A 20,631-nucleotide genomic window follows, 5' to 3' on the forward strand; every position below is an offset into this window, starting at 1 on the left:
CGTCATCCAGCTCCGGCGCAACGGCCAGGTCAGGTCGGCGCGGCGGGTTCGGTTCACGTACTTGCTGACCGTGCCCCGGGCCAGACCGAGGCTGCGGGCAACGGCGCGTTGCGACATGCCGACGCTGTAGTGCAGGCGTAGAACTTCGCGAATGTGGCGCATGGACAGTCTCTCTGCCGGCATTCTCGATCTCTGCGGTTGGGCAAAAGACCGAGCTACCCGGGTTGCAGACTGTCAACGGTGTGCGCCTCCCGGTTGTCCCCGATCACGATCGCTGGAAATAGCGATCACGATCGACTGGAAACCGTGATCACGATGCTCTGGAATGGGTGATCACGATGGCCTGGAATTGGTGATCACGATCGGCTGGAACACGCATTCTGACGTCGGTCCTGCCTCAAGGCCCACCCGTTCAACTTGACCAGCCCATGGTTCGAGGTACTGCACAATCGATGGCGCGTCCGCCAACGTGGTTCCCTCCCGGATAATCTTTCCGGTCTCGCCCACCGCACATACCACAACGGAATTCAGCGAAACATCGAGGCCGAGGTAGATCATGACTTTTCTCCTTCGGATGGAGTTGGTCCATGATCGTCAGGCAAAACGTGCCGCGCGGCAAATAGGTCAGACGATCGGGACCGAATACCCCACCTCCTCCGTAAAGCGGCTGCGCTTCATGCTCTGGTCCTCGTTGGGGCCAGAACGAACTTCAAACTGGATTAAGCCCGAGGGGCAAGGTCAGGTCACGTCGCCGAAACTCATGCGGCTAAAATAGACTCACTTTTGTCGCGGCGAGCAACACGGTTCCTCAACTCCTCGCCGGTTAGCCAAATTAGCAAATGCTCGTTCAGAACATTCCTTTCCAACAGCCGGAGCCCGCCGGCTTCATGATGCGCATATGCGTATTGGGCAACGACACCCTTATCGAGAAGCCGGGGCGCTACCAGTGCACATACGAAGTCAGGAACCCACATTGCAAACGAAACGCCGAATGCTACTCCTGCCATGATGTTGGGCATGCTCTGTCCTCTATAGTCTCTGCGCACCCAAACATCCCCATGGTAGGCTACTTTTCCGGTCATCTGCCTCGCGCTTGGCGCTATGCAAGTCCAGCCGTCGTAAGTATGTTCACGGGTGGTCTGGTCGTCACCAAACGCCTTTTCAAGATGTTCTGCAAAGTTGGTGCGAGAATCGTCATACAGTCGAACAGCCTGTAAGACAGCGACGTCATTATTCTTGTCGGCTCCGACCATCCAAAATCCATCGCCTGATTTGATTGGCGACTGGAAAATTCGAGAGGTCGGCTGCTTTGTCGGAGTGGCCCGTGTGATCGAAATATACTCATGAAAATCGAATCCTATAGAAAGCTTAATGCCTTTCCGGGTGGCCGCGTCATCATACAGCTGAAGAAAGCGCGATACTTCCAAATGATTAACTACGTGCGTCATTCCTGCCCCTTACTGATAGTCATTAGATGCGTCGCAAACTGTAGCTTGCCAATTTCTTATCCTACAAGACTAACAACTGATCGAGACACTACCTACTCTGGTGAGGAATATGATGTTCGAAATTCTTGACACGTAGCCGCATGTGACGGCGACGCAGCGTTGTTGAGCGCTAACGCGATCGGCTCGAGCCGCGGGTTGCGGCGGATGACATTTCGACGAGCAGTAAACGCCTCGAAATGCGTTCTGCACCTCACTATGTTGCCGGCCCCTGGAGCAAGTCAGAGCTTTGATCTTGTCTTGAGCAGCGCGTTGCAATACGCCATGCAGGACCGACTGACGTTGCTCGGAGTTCGAAGATGGAAGTGTCGGCCCGCATACAACAAGTACGCGAGGCTCCTCGCAATTTCGCGGGTCGGCATCTCGGGCGACTTCAGTCTGATGACATCGCGCACATGGCGCATCGCAAATCTCTCAGTGCATAAAGGTCCCCCTTCGCAAAGCCGAAAGGCGGGATCGTACCGGAGCCAGAAGAGGCTTCGTCAGCCTGGACGACATCATCCCGGAATGCGGGCGACATCGAGCAGAATCAGCACTCGCAGTCGTAGCGCTCAAGTGAGCCCCGCTTAGTCGGGATCAGCTGGCGAACCGTGGTCAGTCGGGTCTGGCACTCGTCAAAACAAATCACCTGGCGCTTCGGATCTCGGCCGAACCGATCCACTATCCAGTTCGCGTCCTCTTCCATGCCGTACGGCTGCCAAAGCTTCTCCGAGAGGTATTCAGACAACGGCTTACCAACCGCGTTGGACACCAGGATTCCGGCAATGTCGGTTTCCCCCGTACTGTAATTGTACCTTGCGCCTGGCTCAGCGGCTCTCGGCAGGAGGCGCATGTAGGCGACGATGGGATCGACGCCCGCTTCGTAACAGCACCGGCCCGCTCTGTATCCGTCTGAATTGGGATCGTGCCAATCCTCGTTCCACTTGACACCTGAGGTCATGGTGAAGAGCTGGCGGACGGTCACCCCCTCATAGGCGCTGCTTTTCATTTCGGGGATGCAGTCGATGACCGGCGCACCCATACTTTTGATGTAGCCGTCCTGGATCGCCGCGCCAGCCAGGATCGCGGTCACCGACTTACTGACGGATTGGGCTAACCAGCGGTCCTTTTCCGTACGTCCGAGGCCATAACGCTCGAGAACGACCTGGCCATCCTTGAGCACGATGACACCCGAGGTACGCGTCGCCTTCATATAGCTGTCCAAGTCCATGGCCTCGCCCTTCCAGGTGCATCGGGGCGCGATCTGGCGGGCAGCCTCGGGCAGCACGTGAACGCTCGGCCCGCGGCGGACGACGTGAGTGGCATCGATCTTATCCATATTGCGATAGCCGATGGTTCGCTGCTCAGGTGTCCACTGCAGGTACCAAGAGTTCATCGCGACGCTCTGCGGCAGAGGTTCGGCGCCGTTCGGGGCGCTCGCGGCCGGTGAGGTCACCGCCAGCCCCGTCAAAGCTGAAAGCCCCGTAGACTTCGTACCCATAGCTTGCTCGTGCCCTTTCTTCCGTTCTCTCTAAACCGAGCCACCCACATTCGGTCGGTTGTCGGTCGTTGGACGGCAGTTTGCAGTCACGTTGAGCGTATCAAGCCTATGAGCGAATTTTTGCCAGGGAGATTCTTGCGTGATGTACGTTGTAGCGACGGACGCTACAGCGAACTCCAACGGAAACATCGAACTCGTGAACGCCCTCCGCACGATTCGACGACGAACGCCACGGTGGTCATCTGGCCCTGGCATCGATTGAACTACGGAACTGGCGACTGTATGCGTCCGAGAACTTCTGATGAAAGATTGGCTTAGCGCCAGCGCTTCTCCTCAGTGTCGTACGCGCCGGCAAGCGGATCGCTCACGGCCATCAGCTCACGTTTGATTACTTTATTGCTCGATGTGGTTCTAGGAAGCAAGGGAGTGAAGCCGATGTACCGCGGTACCTTGAACACAGCAAGACCGGCACGAGCATGTTCGAGAATGCGGTCCACGGACAGATCATCTGGTGTGAGGCCTTCTTTCAGCTCCACGTAGATCTTGACCTCCTCTCCGCGCTCGGCATCGCGAACAGGCACAGCGGCCACATCCGCAATCTCGGGAATCTCGCGGATGACAGCCTCTACCTCGCGCGCAGCAATGTTGTCGTCCGAGCGTCGGATCATGTCCTTTGTGCGTCCTACCAGCCAATGAAAACCTAACTCATCGCGCCGCAGCAGGTCCCCCGTCTTGAACCATTCGCCTTCGAAGGCGGTAGCGTTTGCTTCCGGCCTATTCCAATAACCCTTGAGGATTCCACGACCACTCACCCACAGCTCGCCGACTTCGCCGACCGGGGTGGGTGTGCCATTGTCATTCATCAGCAGAAGGTTCCGGAATGGGGCACGAATCCCCACCGAACCGGATTCGGCCATCTCATCAAGACAGATCGGCAGTTGAGTGCCAAACCAGATTTCCGTCATCCCATAAGCATCCTGGGTCCGAACTCGAAACCGCTTCCGGAGTTTGCGTACCATTTCAGGGCTGCAGCCCCATGTCAGGCACTGCTTCAGGCATGTCGTTCCGTCTTCGTCGGTGGCCTCGGCTTGGCGCGCTGCCAGCGGCGGAAAAGCGCACCACTCGATGCGGTGCTGCTTGATCCAACCGACGAAGCGCGTCGGGCTGAATGACGGAGCCATGTAGAGCGTGCCACCCTGTCGATACGACTTCAGAAGATATTGTTTCGGATCGACATAGGCAAAAGATTGCGTAGAGAGATACCTGCGGTACGACTGGCCATCCCCGCACACCCCCTGGTACGAGCTCACGCCCCAGTGGTCGTGCGTCAGCATACAGCCCTTCGGAAAGCCCGTTGTCCCCGAGGTATATTGAATGTCCAACAGGTCGTCGGGTCGCACATCTTCCTCCGCCAAAGAGTAGTCGACACGCTTGAGCAATTCATCGAGGGTAGTGGCTGTCCCATCGGAAGCCCGTCCGACAAGAATTACTCGCTCCTTGGCGAGGTCTTGCGGCCAAGGCCTCATCGCAGAGAACACTGACCTTAGGGACTCGTCGACGAAGGCGAACTTGGCATGTGTATCACTGAGAACGTACTCGATCTCCCTCGGCGTGTAGCGGACGTCGATCGGGACCATAACCGCACCCAGCTTGGCGATCGCGAACCATAGGATCGGGAATTCAATGCGATTGGTCAGCATCACCCCGATGCGATCGCGCTTGCATACGCCCAATGAACGCAAGGCACATGCATATCTGTTGGACGATTGGTCCATCTCGGAGTAGGTCGCGCGCTCGCCTCGCTCAAAGACGTCGATTGCGGTCACTGAACCGTGCGTTCTCGCCCGCAGTGAAACCAGCTGCCCGATCGTGATCGTTTCATATGCAGCTTCCAGGCCCTCTATTTTGCGCAACGCATTTGCGACGCGCCCTAGCAGCTGATTTTGCGTCAGCTCTATTTGGGATGTCATCGGAAACCTTTGGTTCAGGGTACAAACAACAGGCCACCTGCGCGATCGAGACATTCCTATTGAGAGCTTGGTAGTGGCAGGGCATTGGTCGTACACTTGAACGAACCGTGAGACGTACACGGATTAACTAAGCTTTGCATTGCTACACCTTGTCCTATTGTGATGAAGAGCGTCTTAGTCTACATGATGATTTATACCTGACTCAAAAGCATCGAGGCACTACCTATCCTAACAGGTTGCTGAAGAACTCAGCTTCGTTCGCAAACGACCCGTGAATCGTCGCCATTGGCCGTATGTAGATGTGACCGACGAGCCTACCCGCAACGTCGATCATACCCATCCACGAGCGCGGCGGGACCATTCTCTTCGTGCCCTTCCTATAAGAACTTCGGCGCAAGCCTAACCATCTCGCGCCGTTGCGGACGCCGAGCAAGCCCTTCAGCGCACAGACAGCAATTTCACCATCGGGCCCACCTTCAGAGCGAGATGCACCTCTTCGACAAGATAGGGTAAGTCACTGTCCCTGTTGCCCATTTCGACGATGCACGAGCGGCCGAAGGTCTTTGAATCGCAACACCTTGGTCATCAGCCGGTCTCCGCCATCTGCTTGGGCAGCCGCACCAAGATTACAGGCGGCGGCAACGAAGGTAAAAGCCTACGTGACGTGACGACGACCACGACGCAGGTTTTCTGTTGCCCGGCGACTGTTTTGACGAAATTGAATGCCTCCGCGATGCGCTGGCTGACAGCATAACGTCCGTGCCGGGTCGTTCACCCTTCAATCGCAAGGCTGCGGCCACGGGTGTTCCGTGCAACATGCAGCGTCACGTTAATCGAGCGCGGCTCGTTAACGAAGAATTCTTCATCACAGGCCTTGTCGGAGCTAAGTGTGATCGCTGGCGGCTTTCGGCGCGACTCACGATCAAGTGCAGTGCGCCACCCGTTCGGCATGCGGTCCGCTAGGGTCAGCAGGCGTCGACCAGCGACCGTGGACGGATCTCAAATCGGCTCATGCTCGAGAAGTCGCTTTGTCTCCTTACCGTTGCGGTCGAGCTTGGCATCAGGATCGGTGGTCGAAGCTCGGTTGTGATTCGAGCGCTTCTGGCCGTGGAAGTCCGCTTCGGCATAGCCCCAACCGCCTTGAGCCGGCTTTCTCAGCCCGAGCTGTCCTTCGGGTTGAGCTTTTCGTGGATGCAGAGGCCTCGATCATCGTGCCGCCATCGTTGGGCCTGTATGAGCTTCATACAATGCGTCATCTGGTGATCAGTTGCTGGGCGGCCGGGCACAAAGCGACTCCTGCGAATCGGAAAAAACTTAGACATACCCTGGCGGTCCCGAGCACAAGCCCCCTCAAACAGTGCCAACCTCGCTTGGCGGAAGCCCCGGTTACGCTCTCCCTGCGTCCCCCTCCCACCAACGTTCTCATCCTGATTAACGCGCCCTCACTTGATCGCCGCGCCGAAGGGAAATCCTAGCAGATTGCCGCGAGGATGATGTTCGCGGCATCGCCAGCCGTCCTTGAGATAGCAGCGGCCGAGATGGCCTCCTGCTTTGACTGACGAGAACTCGATAGCGTGTCGGCGCCGCAGCTCGCGCGCGAACACTCGGATGACACTGCGCTCGTGACCGAATATGAAGGCGCTGCGTGAATTCTGCGCGTCGTGGTCGCGGTATCCCTTATCGACATAGGTTCTCTCGATCTCAGGTCCGGTCTGGGCTTCGGCGTCGTCGATCACGTGGCACAGGGTATGAGCATCGTAAGGATTGTCGGTCAACGCCTTGGCTTGCAGCACGAACTGGAAGGAGCGGGCTAATTGTTGGACGGCAGCTTCAGCGGATCGAAACACCCCACTCTCAACGCATCTCTTCAAATAGCTTGCGCTTCCGAGCAGGCATCAGAGCTTTCGGCTGATGGCGTCTTCCAGCAACTCCTTGTCCGGGCTGAGATCGGCGACTACCTTCTTCCGCAATTGCGCGTTCTCACTATCGAGCTGTGAACCTCCTCCGAATTGATAGATGCCCGTAGGCTCGAAGTCCAGGAGGTGTCGGATGGAAGGACGTCAACGTCGGTCTTTTACGCACGACAACAACCGGCAAGCGCTTGACCTCGTAGCGTCGAGCGGATCTGTGGCTAAGGAGCTTGGCCTGCACGATTCCGTGCTGCGCCGGTGGGTGGGGGCGAGGGGCCCGGCTGGAGCCGACGGGGGGGGACGCGGCGCCCCACAACGCGGGCCACGCTGCCGCCGGTGGAGCACGGGGCAGAGATCGCGCGTTTGCAGTGAGAGAACGAGCGGCTGCGCATAGAGCGCGACATCTTAAAAAACCGTCTAGCACAGCGGCGCACCTGTGCGGCTTAGAAGCAGCCTTGTGTATCCTCTGCGGCTGGGAGGGTAGCGGCCATTTGATTATTGGAGGCTCAATCCCCGTTACAAAACGTGCTCCATGGGTGCATGCGGACCTGAGAGTGGCGACGCTGCTTCGGCAGCGATCCCGATTAGGAAGATGACGATTGGCATAGCCCAGACCCTCCTACTCATCCTCGATTGGAGGATTGCCTTGCCCCAGTGGACGACCGGAGCCAGACCGGAACTGAAGCTGATCAACATCGGGGCGCCGCCATCGACATCGGATCAAGGATGCATATGGCTGCGGTTAACCCCGCCGCTTCTAACGACGCACCTGTGCGCTCTTTTGGCACATCCACCCAAAAACTCTGCATGATGTGGCAGATTGGTTCAAAGCCTGCGGCGTGCCGAGTGTCGCGATGGAATCTACGCGACTATTGGATCCCCGTCTATGAGATTCTGTAGCAGCGCGGGTTTGACGTGATTTTGGTCAATGCGCGCTACGCCAATAACGTTCCTGGACGCAAGACCGACGTCAGCCACGCTGCGTGGCTGCGCGAACTTCATTCCTATGACCTCTTGCGCAGCAGCTTCCGACCTGATGCTGAGATCGCAACCCTGCGCGCGTAGGCGAGCTGCCCAGCCCCGTGAGGTGGAGGCAACCTGGAGAAAAGCGGTTCACCGCCCGCGCTCCACCACTTGCTAACATATGACTTCATCTGGTTGAGCTTGTCGAATGCGCGATCGAGCTTCTCGTCTGTTAGCGGCCAGATGTCCTGGTGTGCGAGCCCGGTGGCGAGGAGCGCAAGTGGGATGGTGTGCTTACCAAGTAGAGCCTCGAGCCCACGGGATCCCGGAAATTTCTTGACGTCCCAAAAGTCCACCCAATTTTGCGGGCCGCCGTTTGGAAAAACTCGCGCGTCGTAAGCGAGAACCCCCGCCGTTTGGAAAACAACAATTGCGTCGTTGAGACGTGCGTGCTGCGGCGTTCCTTAGCGACTCCTGATCCCACAAAGTATAATCAACCGGCATAAACATCCAGCTTCATCCATTGCCGGATAGTTCTGCACGACAATGTAGGCAGCGTCCCAATCGACTCGGCCTGCCTGGTGCATCGCTTTGACCTGGGGCTCGGCCAAATCGGCGACCACATCGACGACTTTTATTCCGGTCGCCTTCGTGAACGGCTCATAGACATATTTCCGAATGCTTTCGGTAAATGAGCCGCCGTAGCTGAAAACGACCACTTCGCCACTGCCCGCAAGTTTTTCTTGCGCCCAGGCTCCCATCGCTTTGGCAACGAACGGAGTGCTCAACAACACTGCCGTTGGCTGAAGCATTGAGCGCCGACTCTGGCCACCGGAGGAATGGATTTGAGAAATCTGTCGTTTCTTCATGCCCTCCTCCTGGTTATGCTCAGCTCGTTTGCTCCGCCCACGCTACGTATGTCCTGAAGCGCTACAGCAGCGCACACGGATGGAACTTACCTCGGTCAAAGCAATCCTGCAAAATGAGTTACGGCCTTCGTAGTGTTCGGTCGCGGATAAAGAGTTGTAGATCGGGGCGCGGCTGTGAATCTGCGTCGATGGAAGAGATCGAGTAGTGTTCATGCCGCGCGGCTAATCGACAAAGCCTTGAGCGGCCGGCCGGGGCCGGAGAACTTAAGTTGGAAGACGCGGATTGTGTTGTTGGCCAGCGATGGATTGACGGGAGAAGCGATTGGAGGTCGACTGGCAAGGGCCGCTCACGGACCGGCGCAGCCCTTGGCGGTATGTGGCCAAGGTACGACCGGCCGCTGAAGGACGTGATCTTCCCAAGGTAGGCCGCGAGCCCATTGTCGATCACACCAACGTCGCCGCGCTACGCACCCGGGAGCTATGCTGATGCAGGAACCAGCGGTGAACATGGCGCGGGTAGACAATGCTTTGAATGCACTGCATCCGCAATCAATAAACCATGGACTTAGTCGAGGGGGACCTCTCATGGCCCGGCAGCCCTCCCTGCGCCGACTGCATACCGGTATGCACAGCCGAGCCGATCGCCGCAGCGACGGCAAGAAGCTCAGATTATGCGCCAAGCTGACTGTATACCGAAGAGGCGGCGGGCGGAGAGTTCCGCGCGAGAGTCAATCACCACGTCATCGCCCCTAGTCGATTCCAGCGAATGGCTTACGTATCAAACCACTGATGACGAACTCGATCATCGAGGTAAAGTCGAAGACCGGAACGCCTGTAGCTCGCTGAACCGCGGCCGCATAGGGCGGTAACTCTGAACATTCGAAGAGCAGCATCCGGATGTCCGGTCGATCCTTGAGGAGTGCGACGGCGGCAGCGATAGTTTCCCTTTCGACAGCACTGCCATCGAGGTCACCGCTAGCTGTAAGAAAAGCAGCGGCGAAACAGGGGGCATCCTCAAGGCCCGCTATGACCACACGGTCGGAATCGGCCGGGACCCCCGCGGCTTCCAACACGTCCGGAGTCAACGACGACGCCTTTGCCGTGATGATACCAAGCGCTTTGCCGCGCGGAAGCATTTGTCCCAGCAATGCACCGAGAAGTAGAGGTGAAAGCAGCACGGGCACGTCGACGGCATTGCGCACGGCGTCTTGATAACGCAACATGAACCCGCAGTTGGCGGTAATCATTTGCGCGCCCTCGCGTACGAGCTCAATGGCGGCCTGGACGGCGGCTGAAGTGTATTTTTCGTAATCGGGTGCCACAAGTTCAGTGAATGAAAGGCCAGGGATGGTTTTGTAGCGAGCAGGTATGCTCCAAGTGCTGGCATTGCCGACGCTGCCGGGAATGAATGGGCGGCTGAACTCACCGCCGCGACCGATCCGCTCAAGGAGCAAGATACCGACCGGTGCGCCATAAAACGCCTGGTTCGGGTGCCGCGCGGCGAGCCGGGACTTGCCTTGGGTGAGCTGAGAATTGTTCATCTAGCTACCCTCTCTCCACATGCGCCAGTCCACCGGTGAAGGTCGGTCAATCAGCGCCCGTGCCAGCCACTCAAAGCGAACGGCCAACATTGTAAACTCGTCTCGGCGCTGCATTTCAGCTAAAAACCGGCATCCGACCGATAAAAAACTGCGAGATCCGGCCTTTCATGCAAGCGGCCGCCCTTGCGAACGTTGCGCGCATACGCCGTCGCCGCCGATCTCATGGTATCGAGATGGAGCGTGCAGATGTCGGGGTGAGGACATCTCGATATCTACACCTGCGGTTTCGGACAGCATTAGCCACGTGCCAGGGCTAGCGACTTACGGTGCTCGTTCGAAGGCGCGAAGCAGCCGTGCGCTCAATGACGAAATTGATAATGCGATCGCAGGCGGATGCAATCCATCAGATCACGAAGAGGTCGATCGATATCGTGGGCGGGCGGTGGGACCGCGGGTATAGACATGAACGATGAGTCGGATTGCCGTGATCACACCAAGTGATGAAGTCTTCTGCCCTTGCTCGCCTGCCATAACAAAAAATTCCCTTTGAAGCTGTGCTCAAACACTCTAGTGCGATACGCACTGGAGCGTCGCCGCACCTGCCGGAATAGCAAGGAGCCAACTCACTCTCGCGAGTGGCAAGGAGCGGCAAGGCCCCGTTGTGCGGACCAAGCTCGCGAGAACTCCGCCAGGTGGCTGATTGCGCTTGAGCTCAGCGCGTCCGCCATGCCAGCCAACGCTCCTGCATGTGATCTGCACTGTCTTTGCCATCTGGTCGCATCTCCGCGAGCCAGTTGGCGTCATCAATGATGCACTTCGAAGCGTTCTGCGGATTGTTCACGTTGACCTGCGGGATCAACTCGGCCAGCAGGTACTTTAGCTGATTTGTATTTGGCCCAGGGCAGCCGGTACCCTGCGTCCAGCCGGCCGCGATCTGTGCGCGGTTCAGAAAGGCGATCAGCCTTCGCGTTCCCCGCGTTGGGGCCCCCTTCAGAACAGCATGTATGTGTAGGTGACGTAGGCGCCCTCCCAGACAAATTTGATCGGCGCGCCCTGCCGGATCGCAGCAATCAATCGGCCATCGAACGCGGCCGCTATACCATATTCTCGATTGATCAAGAGCTGTGGCGCCTCACCGCCCGCGCTTCACCACTTGCTAATGTACGGCTTGATCTCGTTCAGCTTTGCAAACGCGCGATCGAGCTTGTCGTCTGTCAGTGGCCAGATATCCTTTGCGACACCGGCCAGGAGCGCAAATTAGATGGCGTGCTTACCGAAGAGAGTGTCGAGCCCCCTTGGTCCCGGAAGCTTCTTGACGTCCCAAAAATCCGCCCAGTCTTGAGGGCCAAGCTTCCCGAAAAGAGGCGCTGGTCGTAAGCAAGCACGATCGCGGACGCAAGCCCCACGACCGCGTCTTTTGAGCCGTGTATGCGGCGGCGCCCTCAAGCGCTTCTTGATCCCACAGACTGTAATTTATCGGCTCGAACATCCCGGCTTTGTGCATTGCCGGAAAGGCCTCTGCCTCGATATAAGCAACGTCCCAATCGACGCGGCCAGCCTGGTGCATCGCCTTGACCTGTGGCTCCGCTAAATCAGCCACCACATCTACGACTTCTATTCCGGTCGACTTCGTGAACGGCTCATAAACGGAGCGCCGAACACCTTCGGTAAAGGAGCCGCCATAGCTGAAGACGACGACTTCGCCGCCGCCGGCGATCTTTTCCTGCGCCCAGGCTCTTGTGGTGTTGGCAACAAGCGGCAGGCTGAGCAAGGTCGCCGTCGACTGGAGTACGAGGCGACGACTCGGGCCGCCAACGGAATGATTCCCGGACTCCCCTTTAGTCATGACGCTCGCCCTCGTTATGCAGAACTATGTTGTTCGGCGTATAATTGCGTATGAGCGTAGCCGCCTAACCGGCACAAGGAGCGCATAAATCGGCGGGGACCGAAGAAATTCTGCAGAATAAAGGGCAAGTTTCGCGAAATCGTCCCGCGCCGCTACGCAGGCTTATCAGCCAAGCATTGTCATGCCGTTCTTGACAACTTTGACGCCGCGCTCCTTCACGCTCGCTTCAAACGAGATCACGTTGCCATCCTTCCACATCTCCAGCTTCATGGTCTCCGCGTGATGAAAAACGAGCCGCATGCCGCCTGAAGGCGCTGGGATCATAATCGGCATATGTCTGCAGAATGCCGCGGCAGGTGATTCCGTAGGAGCACATGCCGTGCATTGGCTTCAGAAACCCAAATTGCTTGACGGACTCCGGATCGGAATTCAGTGAATGGCGATCACCGCAAAGCCGATAGATCAGCCCCTGATCGGGGCGCGTGGGAATGTTGACGACCCGGTCGGGCGCTCGGCACGGCATTTGGTGTGGCTCGGGCGGACCACCGGCAGGCCCGCCAAATCCGCCATCCCCCCTGGCAAAATACGAAGTCACTAAGTTAGCCATCGGTTCTCCATGGCTGCCCTTCAGCACCGTTTGGAAGCGGATGACTGTCCCTTTGTGTCTGCCCTTGTCGTAGACGGCAAGGACGGAAGAGTCGTAAAGCAGCACATCGCCATCGCTTTAGCTATATTGGTCGAGTCTCTTCATGGCCATCAGCTGCTCATAGTTGATTGCCATTTTGATCTTCCTCGCGCCAAGGCCTAGCTGGAATTTGGACAGCTTCGACTGCTTGCGTTTTTTTGCGGAGAGGAACCAAACAACGAGCATTCCTCGAGTTAACTTAAATCTCTCTTCTAGATAAGAAACATCACTCTGCGCCGCCTCTCTCCTCGAGCAGGCGGCGATATCCTTCTTTGGCGATCTCGCTGGTCGAGCCAAGCCTCGCAGCTAATCGCCGGCTCGCCCGTCAAACTCCTGTGAGCTTCTTTTTGGTGATAAGGCAGTCAACGGCGACTAGCCCAGTCCCACTCGCAGAAAGGATGATGGGATTGATGTCGATCTCGCCGATCTCGTTGGCCAGATCGGTGCAGAGCGTCCCGAACTTGACAATGCAGTCGGCCAGTCCCTCCAAGTCTGCCTTGGCGCCGCCCCGCGCGCCACGCAGAACGCTCGCACCGCGTAGCCGCCCGATTGCCGATTGCACGTCCGCCGCATCGCAAGGCGGCAGCAGCACCTGCACATCGTTGAGTGCCTCAACCCAGATTCCGCCCAATCCGAAGGCGATGACGGGCCCGAATTGCGGATCGAAAGTAGCGCCCAGCATGATTTCCCGCCCAGATTTGGCCATTTCTTGCACGACGACGCCGGCGATCTTCGCTTCAGGGCGGTGCGACCGGACCGAAGCTACGATTTGCTCGAACGCCTCCGCTGCTTTCTCGGCTGACGGAATATTTAAGATGACGCCGCCAACGTCCGTTTTGTGCACAATCTCGGCCGACTCGACTTTCATCACCACCGGAAAATCAAGCGTCGGTGCAATGCGCGCCGCCTCATCCGCCCGCGTTGCGAGCGCTTCGCGCGTGACGGGAATTCCGTAGAGCGCGAGTAGACGCTTGCCCTCCCGCTCCGTCAGAACGTCGTCTTTCGCCTCGCGCATGATGCGCAATGCGTCAGAATAGGAAGGGCTGCGCCGGCCCCACTGTGCCGATAGGCGATCACCAGGTTTACGGCCGCGTTGGAACTCAGCATAACCAATCAGAGCAGAGAGCGCCTTCAGCCCAGGAGCTAGACCCTGCAGAAATGGCATGCCTTCGAATTCCGCTTTCGGCTCGATCATCGGATCCTTCGGATCGAGAGAGGTGTAGAAGTGACCGCCTGCAAGGCTCAAGATCGGGAAAACAACCTCAGGCACCGACGCAGCAGCCCGCGTCAAAGCTTGTCCCAGAGCCGAGCGCATATCCAGGCACGAAGGGAAGCCGCGCCCCCAGATCACCATGTCATACGCGCCACAGCTGGCAAGCGTGCTCAGGGATTCATCGATGATGTGCGTGTCATAGCCGCCCTGTGCGGTGAGATCGAGCGGATTGCCGACATTGCCGAACTCGGGAAAGACCGTCTCCAGCCGAGCCTTCGCCGGTGCGGGCAGCGGCGGAAATTCTATGCCGTAGGAATCGGCGACGTCGGACAGAATGCCGGCGGCGGTACCAGAGAAAGATGCGAACGCGACGCGGCGGCCGCGCGGCCGCTTCGTCGAAGACAGCGCAACCGCGGTCTCGATCAGATCGTCAACGGTATCGACCCGGATGACACCCAATCGTTTCAGGACGGCATCGATCGCCACGTCCGAACCTACGAGAGAGCCGGTATGAGCCAATGCCGCTTGGCGCGCCTTTTCGGAGCGGCCAACCTTGATCATCACAATGGGCTTGCCCTTGTCGGCCGCGCGCTCGCAGGCCTTGATGAATTCAACCGGCCGCCTGATCTGCTCGCAGTATGAGGTGATGACGCGCGTCTCCTCCTCGTCGACAAAATATTCAATGAAATCTGCGACATCGAGACATGCCTCATTGCCGACCGTGACCACGCGACCGATGCCGATTCCACGGGCTAGCAACGGCACGATCAAGCTATAGACGAGGGTACCGCTCTGCAGGATGGAGCTAATTCCGCCTGCCTTCATGGTGTGAAAGTCCAGCGGGACCGCCATCAGCTGATTGGCCGAGTTCATCAAGCCGAAGCAGTTTGGACCGACAACCGGAATGCCGGTTCGTGCGGCCCACTCCATAAGCCAGCGTTGCTTACTTTCCCCATCTCCGGCCTGCTCGGCAAATCCGCTAGAGATGATCTGAATCGCTCGCACACCAGCGGCTTCGCAATCCTCGAGGACTTCGGGAATGGCCTTGCTTGGAATGGCGATCGTGGCCAGGCCAACGGGATGAGGGATGGCTTTCAAGCTCGAATAGCATGGTACGCCCGCGATCTGCGTGTAACGCGGGTTCACCGCAGCGACCTCGCCTGAGAAACCCCATTTCTTGATATTCCTGAGGATTTCGGTCGCGAAGCCTCCCTTCTGGGAGGCGCCCACAATGGCGACGGATTCCGGCCGAAAAAGCTGGCCGATCCTACCCGCCGTTCCCTGCTGAAGGCGGTCTTGTTGCAGCAAACGATCAACTTGCATGTTAAACCCGTCGGTTCTTTGCGTAACGCTGGCGTCTGGACGAGATCCCAGTCCTATCTTTGAATTGCTTGATCGCCGAAGAGGCCCCCGAGCGAGGCGAGGCGCTGAAGATGGTGGTCGATATCGCCGAATGACGCGTCGATCATCGTCACATGCTTAAAGTAGTGCCCGATGCTGTATTCCATGGTCATCCCGATGCCACCATGGAGCTGGATAGCCTGCCGTCCGAGCGCTTTGGAAGACTGACCGATCTGCGCTTTTGCGGCGGAGAGCGCCCGCTCACGCTCGGTCACATCGCTCTCTCCCGCCATCATGGTGGCGTACGTCGCCATGGAACGCGACTGCTCCAATTCGACAAACATATCGACCGCGCGGTGCTGAAGCACCTGGAAGGAGCCGATTGTCGTGCCGAACTGCTTGCGCGTCTTCAAGTAATTTACTGTGATGGTATGCATTTCAGCGAAGCAGCCGATGGCCTCGGCGCACAAGGCCGCAATCGCTTCGTCTGCTACGCGGGAGATAATGGGCAAAGCGCCAGCCGGGTCGCCGATAACGTCAGCCCCACCGATTCGTACGTTCTGAAGCGTGATCTCGGCCGCGCGCAGCCCGTCCTGCGTGGGATAGGCGCGACGCATAAGGCCCGGCGCCTTAGCGTCAACCAGGAAAAGGCCAATCCCGCCCTTTTCTCGCGCGCCCCCCGCCGTTCGCGCCGACACGATGATTTTGTCCGCGGCATCGCCATGGAGGACAAGACCCTTGGTCCCGTTGAGTACCCAACCGTCGCCATCTCTCTTGGCCTGTGTTTCAACATCGAAGAGGTCATATCGCGACTGAGGTTCGGCGTACGCGAAGGCGAGTTTCATCCGACCTTCCGCAATGGCGGGGACGAGCTTCGAATTTTGCGCTTCATTCGCCCCATGCCGCAGGATGCCGCCTGCGAGTACGACGGTTGCGAAATATGGCTCAAGGATAAGCGCCTTGCCGAAAGCTTCCATGACGATCATGGTCTCGATCGCCCCGGCGCCGAGCCCGCCATAAACCTCCGCAAATGGCAGCCCGAGAAGCCCCAACTGAGCATAGCGCGCCCACATCGCTTCACTGAATCCCAGCTTCTCGGTCTGGTACTTGCGGCGGTCCTCAAAACTATAATGCTCACGCATCAAGCGCTCGACGCCATCCTTAAGGAGCCGCTGCTCCTCGGAAAGATCAAGATCCACTAGAAAACCCTCCTGAAACGGGGCCACATCTTCGCCCCTCAAACCCTTTAGAACCCTCGCAGTCAGCATCTTCCATGTTGCTGAAGCGTCAGAGGCCGAGGACGATCTTCGCGATGATGTTCTTCTGGATCTCATCCGAGCCGCTATAGATCGGCACCTTACGTCCGTTGAAATAGGCGGGCGCGATCGGTCCAGCCCAATCGGGACCGATCGCTGGCTCCCCGCGGTGAAACTCCTCCTCTGACTGATAAGGCAGTGCGTAAGGGCCGATCACATCCATCAGAAGCTCAGCGGTCGCCTGCTGGATCTCCGAACCCTTGATCTTGAGAATCGAGCTCGCGGGATCCTGCGCACCCTTCTCGAGCTTCGATTGGTTGGCCACGACCCGGAGCTGCGTCATCTCGAGCGCCTTGAGCTGGACCTCGACGGCAGCAATCTTCTTGCGGAAATCGGCCCTGTCGATGAGCCGCTCGCCCCCGACGCGGGTGCGTGAAGCAAGTTCCTTGATGCGCCGGATACGCTCCTTCGAAAGGCCAACACAAGCAATCGTGACGCGCCCGTTGCCAAGAACAAACTTGGCGTAATCCCAGCCGCGATTTTCCTCGCCCACGAGGTTCTCGACAGGGACCCGCACGTCGTCAAAGAAAACCTCACAAACTTCGGGATAACCGTCGAACAACTGGATCGGCCGCACGGTTACGCCCGGCGACTTCAGGTCGATCAGGAGAAACGAGATGCCCAGCTGTTTCTTGGCGTCAGGATCCGTCCGAACCAGGCAGAAGATCCAGTTGGAGTATTGCGCCAAGGACGTCCAGATTTTCTGGCCATTGACGATGTAGTGGTCGCCGTTACGCACGGCCCGCGTTTTGAGTGACGCAAGATCGGAACCGGCTCCCGGCTCGGAGAAGCCCTCGCACCACCAATCGTCGACGTTTACGATGCGCGGCAGGAAGTACTTCTTCTGCGCTTCGTTGCCGAAAGTATAGATAACCGGCCCAACCAAGTTGATGCCGCTACCGGCTGGCTCCGGCGCCGGCGTCTGGCTCACTTCCTCGCCGAAGATGTACTGCTGGACTGGTGTCCATCCCTTGCCGCCGTACTCGATGGGCCAGTGCGGTACGGCCCACCCCTTCTGCGCCAGAATGCGCGTCCAGCGCACCTTATCATCCTTACTAGGATGCCGGCCCGCAATCAGCTTCTCGCGGATATCTGCAGGGATTGTGGAGCGGCAGAATGCTCGAACCTCGTCGCGGAAGGCAAGTTCGTCAGCAGTAAAATTCAGATCCATCGATGCTTCCTATTGCGCTGCACGGCGCGCCGATCGTTATTGTTGGCAATATACCAGACGCCGAATCCAAAAATCCCGATTCCGACGGAACGAAGCCGAAAACCTGCGATATAGCCTGAAATCTCGAGTCTTTTCTGCGCCAAGAAGTTGGGTTGTCCCGGTCCCCATCGTAAATCAGCCTTAATTTAGCTGAGGGCCCAATCTAAACCATGATGTTGGCTATGCGCGTTGGAATTTTCTTCGATAAGCGGAAAAAGCGTTCAGCGAATTGATCATGGGGTCCGTTCGAGCCATCCCGTCGGAGCCGCCGTCGCTCGCTTGCCCAAAAACGTAGCGCTGGCGAGCGACGGCGGCGGAGACGGGTGGCGTATCCCCTAGGTGGGCCTGAGCATCGTCAGGCCGCTTGGCGTAATGCCTCCTTCTTGTGTTCCTTCAGCAGGTCCATGTTCAGATAGCGATGATCCTCGAGCCAAATCTCGTGACGCTCGACGGTCAAGGCGCGCACCAGCCGCAAGCAGCGCTCGGCATCGGGGAAGATCCGCACCACGTAAGTGCGCGCCCCTGATCTCCTCGTTGAGCCTCTCCAGCATGTTGGTAACCGGTATGAGATGTCTCGCTGGCAACGTTCCCGCGCGGAGTTCTACATCGTGGCGTATGGTGCGATCATCGGAACAGAGGCACCGGGAGCACGAAGCGCGGGCAGGCCGAAGTTATTCGATGAGCCGAGAGCTCGAGTTAGTAGCTGGCCGCCTCTGCGGCTCGCCCGGTTGCGCTGGGAGCGCGAATCCGTAGTTGTCGTGGCGCCCGCAGCTCCCGTCATATGTCTGGCGGGAGGTGCGAATGCGACGGGTGATTGGCATCGACGTCCACCGAACTTTCGGCGAGGTGGTGTTTTGGGAGAACGGCAGGCTCCGACATGCGGGCCGCATCGATATGACACAGACTGCGCTGGAGGATTTGGCAAGACCCCGCTGACCACTGATGAGGTGGTGGTCGATGCGACTGCCAACAGCATGGCGGTGTCGCGGGTTCTGGCGCCGTTCGTGGCACGGGTGATTATCGCCAATCCGGTGCAGGTGAAGGCGATCGCCCAGGCTCACGTTAAGTCCGAAGATCGATGCCGGCACGCTCGCCAGTCTGCAGGCGGCCGGGTACCTGCCGCAGATCTGGACGCCTGACGCGGAGAACCGAACGCAAGCGTCGCCTGGTGGCGCGGCGCTACCAGGTCGTGCGGCATCGCACGCGGCTCAAGAACGAGGTGCATTCGATCCTGCACGCGCACCTAATCCCGAAGTGCCCGCATGCCGATCTTTTCAACGCCCGTGGCCGGGCGTGGTTGGCCGCCCAACAGCTGCCGGACGATGAGCGCACGGCCATGGATCGGCACGTCCGGGCGCGCGCGCCGTGAGCTTGACCGGCTGGCGGAAGACCTGGCTCTGCTCGACCGCGAGATCGCGCAGGTCGCAATCGACGATCTCGCGGTCAACAGATTGATGACGATCACCGGGGTCAATCTGGCGGTTGCCGCCGGCATAGTGGCGGCGATCGGTGACATCAGCCGGTTCGACAGCCCGCAGAAGCTGGTGAGCTATTTCGGGCTGAACCCGCGGGTGCGGCAGTCGGGACCGGGCAAACTGCGGCGGCCAAAACCCGGCGCGCGGGCGCCTCAGTTCGGCAGGACAAAATAGGCAGTCCGGTGATGCTTGCAGCCGACGCGTCACGCTTCGCCACGAGGGCGCCCGCGCCCGACGACCATAACCGCCGGTGACGGCAAGTGCCGGCCAGGAATGCAGTCCCGTTCCACGCCAGCATGCCGCCGTGCTCGGGCCGGTCAAGGCCAAGCCGTGCGGTGGCCGCAAACGCGGCCAGCCTTGACCGAACCTGCGCGCGGCGGCTGCGAGATCGGCGGCCGGGACGGAAGAATGGCGCGCGGTGCGGCCGAACGAAAGAATGGACGGGATTCCCGCAATCGTCATCGCGGCGCGGTCATAAAAAATCGCTTGTCCATCTCATCCGGGAGTGCAGCTTGGTTCGATGCTGCGGCGGGAACGACTTGTAGGCGAGCACGTCGGTGTCGGCCTCGTCGAGGAAGCCGGCAAGCTTTTGCAGCTTGGGGCGGAGTTGATCGGCGACCCTTGCCCATTGCGCAGTTGCGGCGTCGTCCTGGGCAAACGCGCTGGCGTGAAGGCGGAGACCACCCGGCCGCTCTTGCCGGCATGCGCCAGCGCGTTGGCACGTTGCGTTGAGCACCTTAGCGCCGGTGGCCCCTGATGCCCTCGTGGGCGTCGGACGGGACCAGGTTGAGACCGCGCAGCCCGCGGCGGGCGAGCTTGCGCATAAAGGCTGCCCGGAACGTCTCGGCCTCCGAGGCTCCAATGTCCGTGCCGAGAACTTCGCGCTGGCCGTCGCTGTTGACGCCGACCACGACGATCACCATGACCGAGACGATGCGGCCATTCTGGCGCACCTTCAACTAGGTGGCGTCGATCCACAGATAGGCCTTCGATCGGTGGGCGAGAAAGGCCTTCACCTTGTCGTCGATCGCCGCGCCAGAGCCGGCTCATCTGGCTGTTGGAGATGCCACTCTTGCCCATCGCCTGCACCAGGTCGTCCACCGAGCGAGTCGAGACGCCCCGCACACAGGCCAACCAATTGGCAAAGCCTCGCGGAGTCACTTGCGTCGCTTTGAATTTGCGCGAACATGCCATCGCTCTCTTGAAATAGAGAGCCTCACCCAGCATCGTTCTCCCTTCTAGCGGACAGCCTCCAGGCGCATGTAACCGGTTCTTTCAATGCAATCGTTCGAGCAATCGCACCCAAT

12 protein-coding genes and 6 pseudogenes are annotated in these 20,631 nt (G+C 58.8%); 2 read left to right on the forward strand and 16 right to left on the reverse strand.

The annotated features are described in order from the left end of the window. Positions 1–333 precede the first annotated feature (333 nt). The 15 genes and pseudogenes from I6F16_RS34175 to I6F16_RS34245 all read right to left on the reverse strand — a co-directional run. Complete coding sequence (locus I6F16_RS34175; protein ID WP_225174353.1) at positions 334–558, reverse strand: hypothetical protein; 225 nt, start codon at positions 556–558, stop codon at positions 334–336. Between the two features lie 200 nt (positions 559–758). Next, the gene (locus tag I6F16_RS34180) at positions 759–1,448 is read right to left on the reverse strand and encodes a hypothetical protein (RefSeq protein WP_225174354.1); all 690 of its coding nucleotides are present in this window, start codon (positions 1,446–1,448) and stop codon (positions 759–761) included. A gap of 592 nt (positions 1,449–2,040) precedes the next feature. Then, positions 2,041–2,865, reverse strand: a pseudogene (locus I6F16_RS34185) (serine hydrolase domain-containing protein); the annotation flags it as partial. 434 nt (positions 2,866–3,299) lie between these two features. Beyond that, complete coding sequence (locus I6F16_RS34190) at positions 3,300–4,955, reverse strand: class I adenylate-forming enzyme family protein (RefSeq protein ID WP_225174355.1); 1,656 nt, start codon at positions 4,953–4,955, stop codon at positions 3,300–3,302. 1,474 nt (positions 4,956–6,429) lie between these two features. Further along, positions 6,430–6,751: pseudogene (locus tag I6F16_RS34195) on the reverse strand (IS5/IS1182 family transposase); the annotation flags it as partial. Between the two features lie 61 nt (positions 6,752–6,812). Continuing rightward, positions 6,813–6,949, reverse strand: a pseudogene (locus I6F16_RS34200) (IS3 family transposase); the annotation flags it as partial. A 1,343-nt stretch (positions 6,950–8,292) separates the two neighbouring features. After that, entirely contained in the window at positions 8,293–8,697 is a 405-nt protein-coding gene (locus I6F16_RS34210; RefSeq protein ID WP_225174356.1) for a hypothetical protein, read from the reverse strand. A gap of 749 nt (positions 8,698–9,446) precedes the next feature. Then, positions 9,447–10,238 carry a hypothetical protein gene (locus I6F16_RS34215; protein ID WP_225174357.1) on the reverse strand — a complete coding sequence of 264 codons (792 nt, stop codon included), beginning with the start codon at positions 10,236–10,238 and terminating at the stop codon, positions 9,447–9,449. 990 nt (positions 10,239–11,228) lie between these two features. After that, complete coding sequence (locus I6F16_RS38090) at positions 11,229–11,357, reverse strand: hypothetical protein (protein ID WP_276573571.1); 129 nt, start codon at positions 11,355–11,357, stop codon at positions 11,229–11,231. 151 nt (positions 11,358–11,508) lie between these two features. After that, positions 11,509–12,084 carry a hypothetical protein gene (locus I6F16_RS34220; protein WP_225174358.1) on the reverse strand — a complete coding sequence of 192 codons (576 nt, stop codon included), beginning with the start codon at positions 12,082–12,084 and terminating at the stop codon, positions 11,509–11,511. Positions 12,085–12,249: 165 nt separating this feature from the next. Continuing rightward, positions 12,250–12,784: pseudogene (locus tag I6F16_RS34225) on the reverse strand (MaoC family dehydratase); the annotation flags it as partial. A gap of 310 nt (positions 12,785–13,094) precedes the next feature. Continuing rightward, positions 13,095–15,305 (reverse strand): acetate--CoA ligase family protein, encoded by a 2,211-nt coding sequence (locus tag I6F16_RS34230; RefSeq protein ID WP_225174359.1) that lies wholly within the window; start codon positions 15,303–15,305, stop codon positions 13,095–13,097. Positions 15,306–15,358: 53 nt separating this feature from the next. Continuing rightward, the gene (locus tag I6F16_RS34235) at positions 15,359–16,522 is read right to left on the reverse strand and encodes an acyl-CoA dehydrogenase family protein (RefSeq protein WP_225174360.1); all 1,164 of its coding nucleotides are present in this window, start codon (positions 16,520–16,522) and stop codon (positions 15,359–15,361) included. Positions 16,523–16,610: 88 nt separating this feature from the next. Further along, entirely contained in the window at positions 16,611–17,810 is a 1,200-nt protein-coding gene (gene pimC / locus I6F16_RS34240) for a pimeloyl-CoA dehydrogenase large subunit (protein ID WP_225174361.1), read from the reverse strand. Between the two features lie 394 nt (positions 17,811–18,204). Beyond that, a pseudogene (locus tag I6F16_RS34245) lies at positions 18,205–18,406 on the reverse strand (transposase); the annotation flags it as partial. Between the two features lie 393 nt (positions 18,407–18,799). On the opposite strand from I6F16_RS34245, the gene I6F16_RS34250 reads away from it, so the two are divergent. Both I6F16_RS34250 and I6F16_RS34255 read left to right on the forward strand, forming a co-directional pair. Further along, positions 18,800–18,988, forward strand: a complete 189-nt coding sequence (locus I6F16_RS34250) for a hypothetical protein (RefSeq protein ID WP_225174362.1) — start codon at positions 18,800–18,802, stop codon at positions 18,986–18,988. A gap of 123 nt (positions 18,989–19,111) precedes the next feature. After that, positions 19,112–19,498, forward strand: coding sequence for a transposase (locus I6F16_RS34255; RefSeq protein WP_225174363.1), 387 nt, complete (start codon positions 19,112–19,114; stop codon positions 19,496–19,498). Positions 19,499–19,826: 328 nt separating this feature from the next. On the opposite strand, the pseudogene I6F16_RS34260 reads toward I6F16_RS34255, so the two are convergent. Beyond that, positions 19,827–20,449, reverse strand: a pseudogene (locus I6F16_RS34260) (transposase); the annotation flags it as partial. Positions 20,450–20,631 lie beyond the last annotated feature (182 nt).

The organism is Bradyrhizobium sp. IC4060 (assembly GCF_020193715.1).
In the GTDB taxonomy this organism is placed as follows: domain Bacteria; phylum Pseudomonadota; class Alphaproteobacteria; order Rhizobiales; family Xanthobacteraceae; genus Bradyrhizobium; species Bradyrhizobium yuanmingense.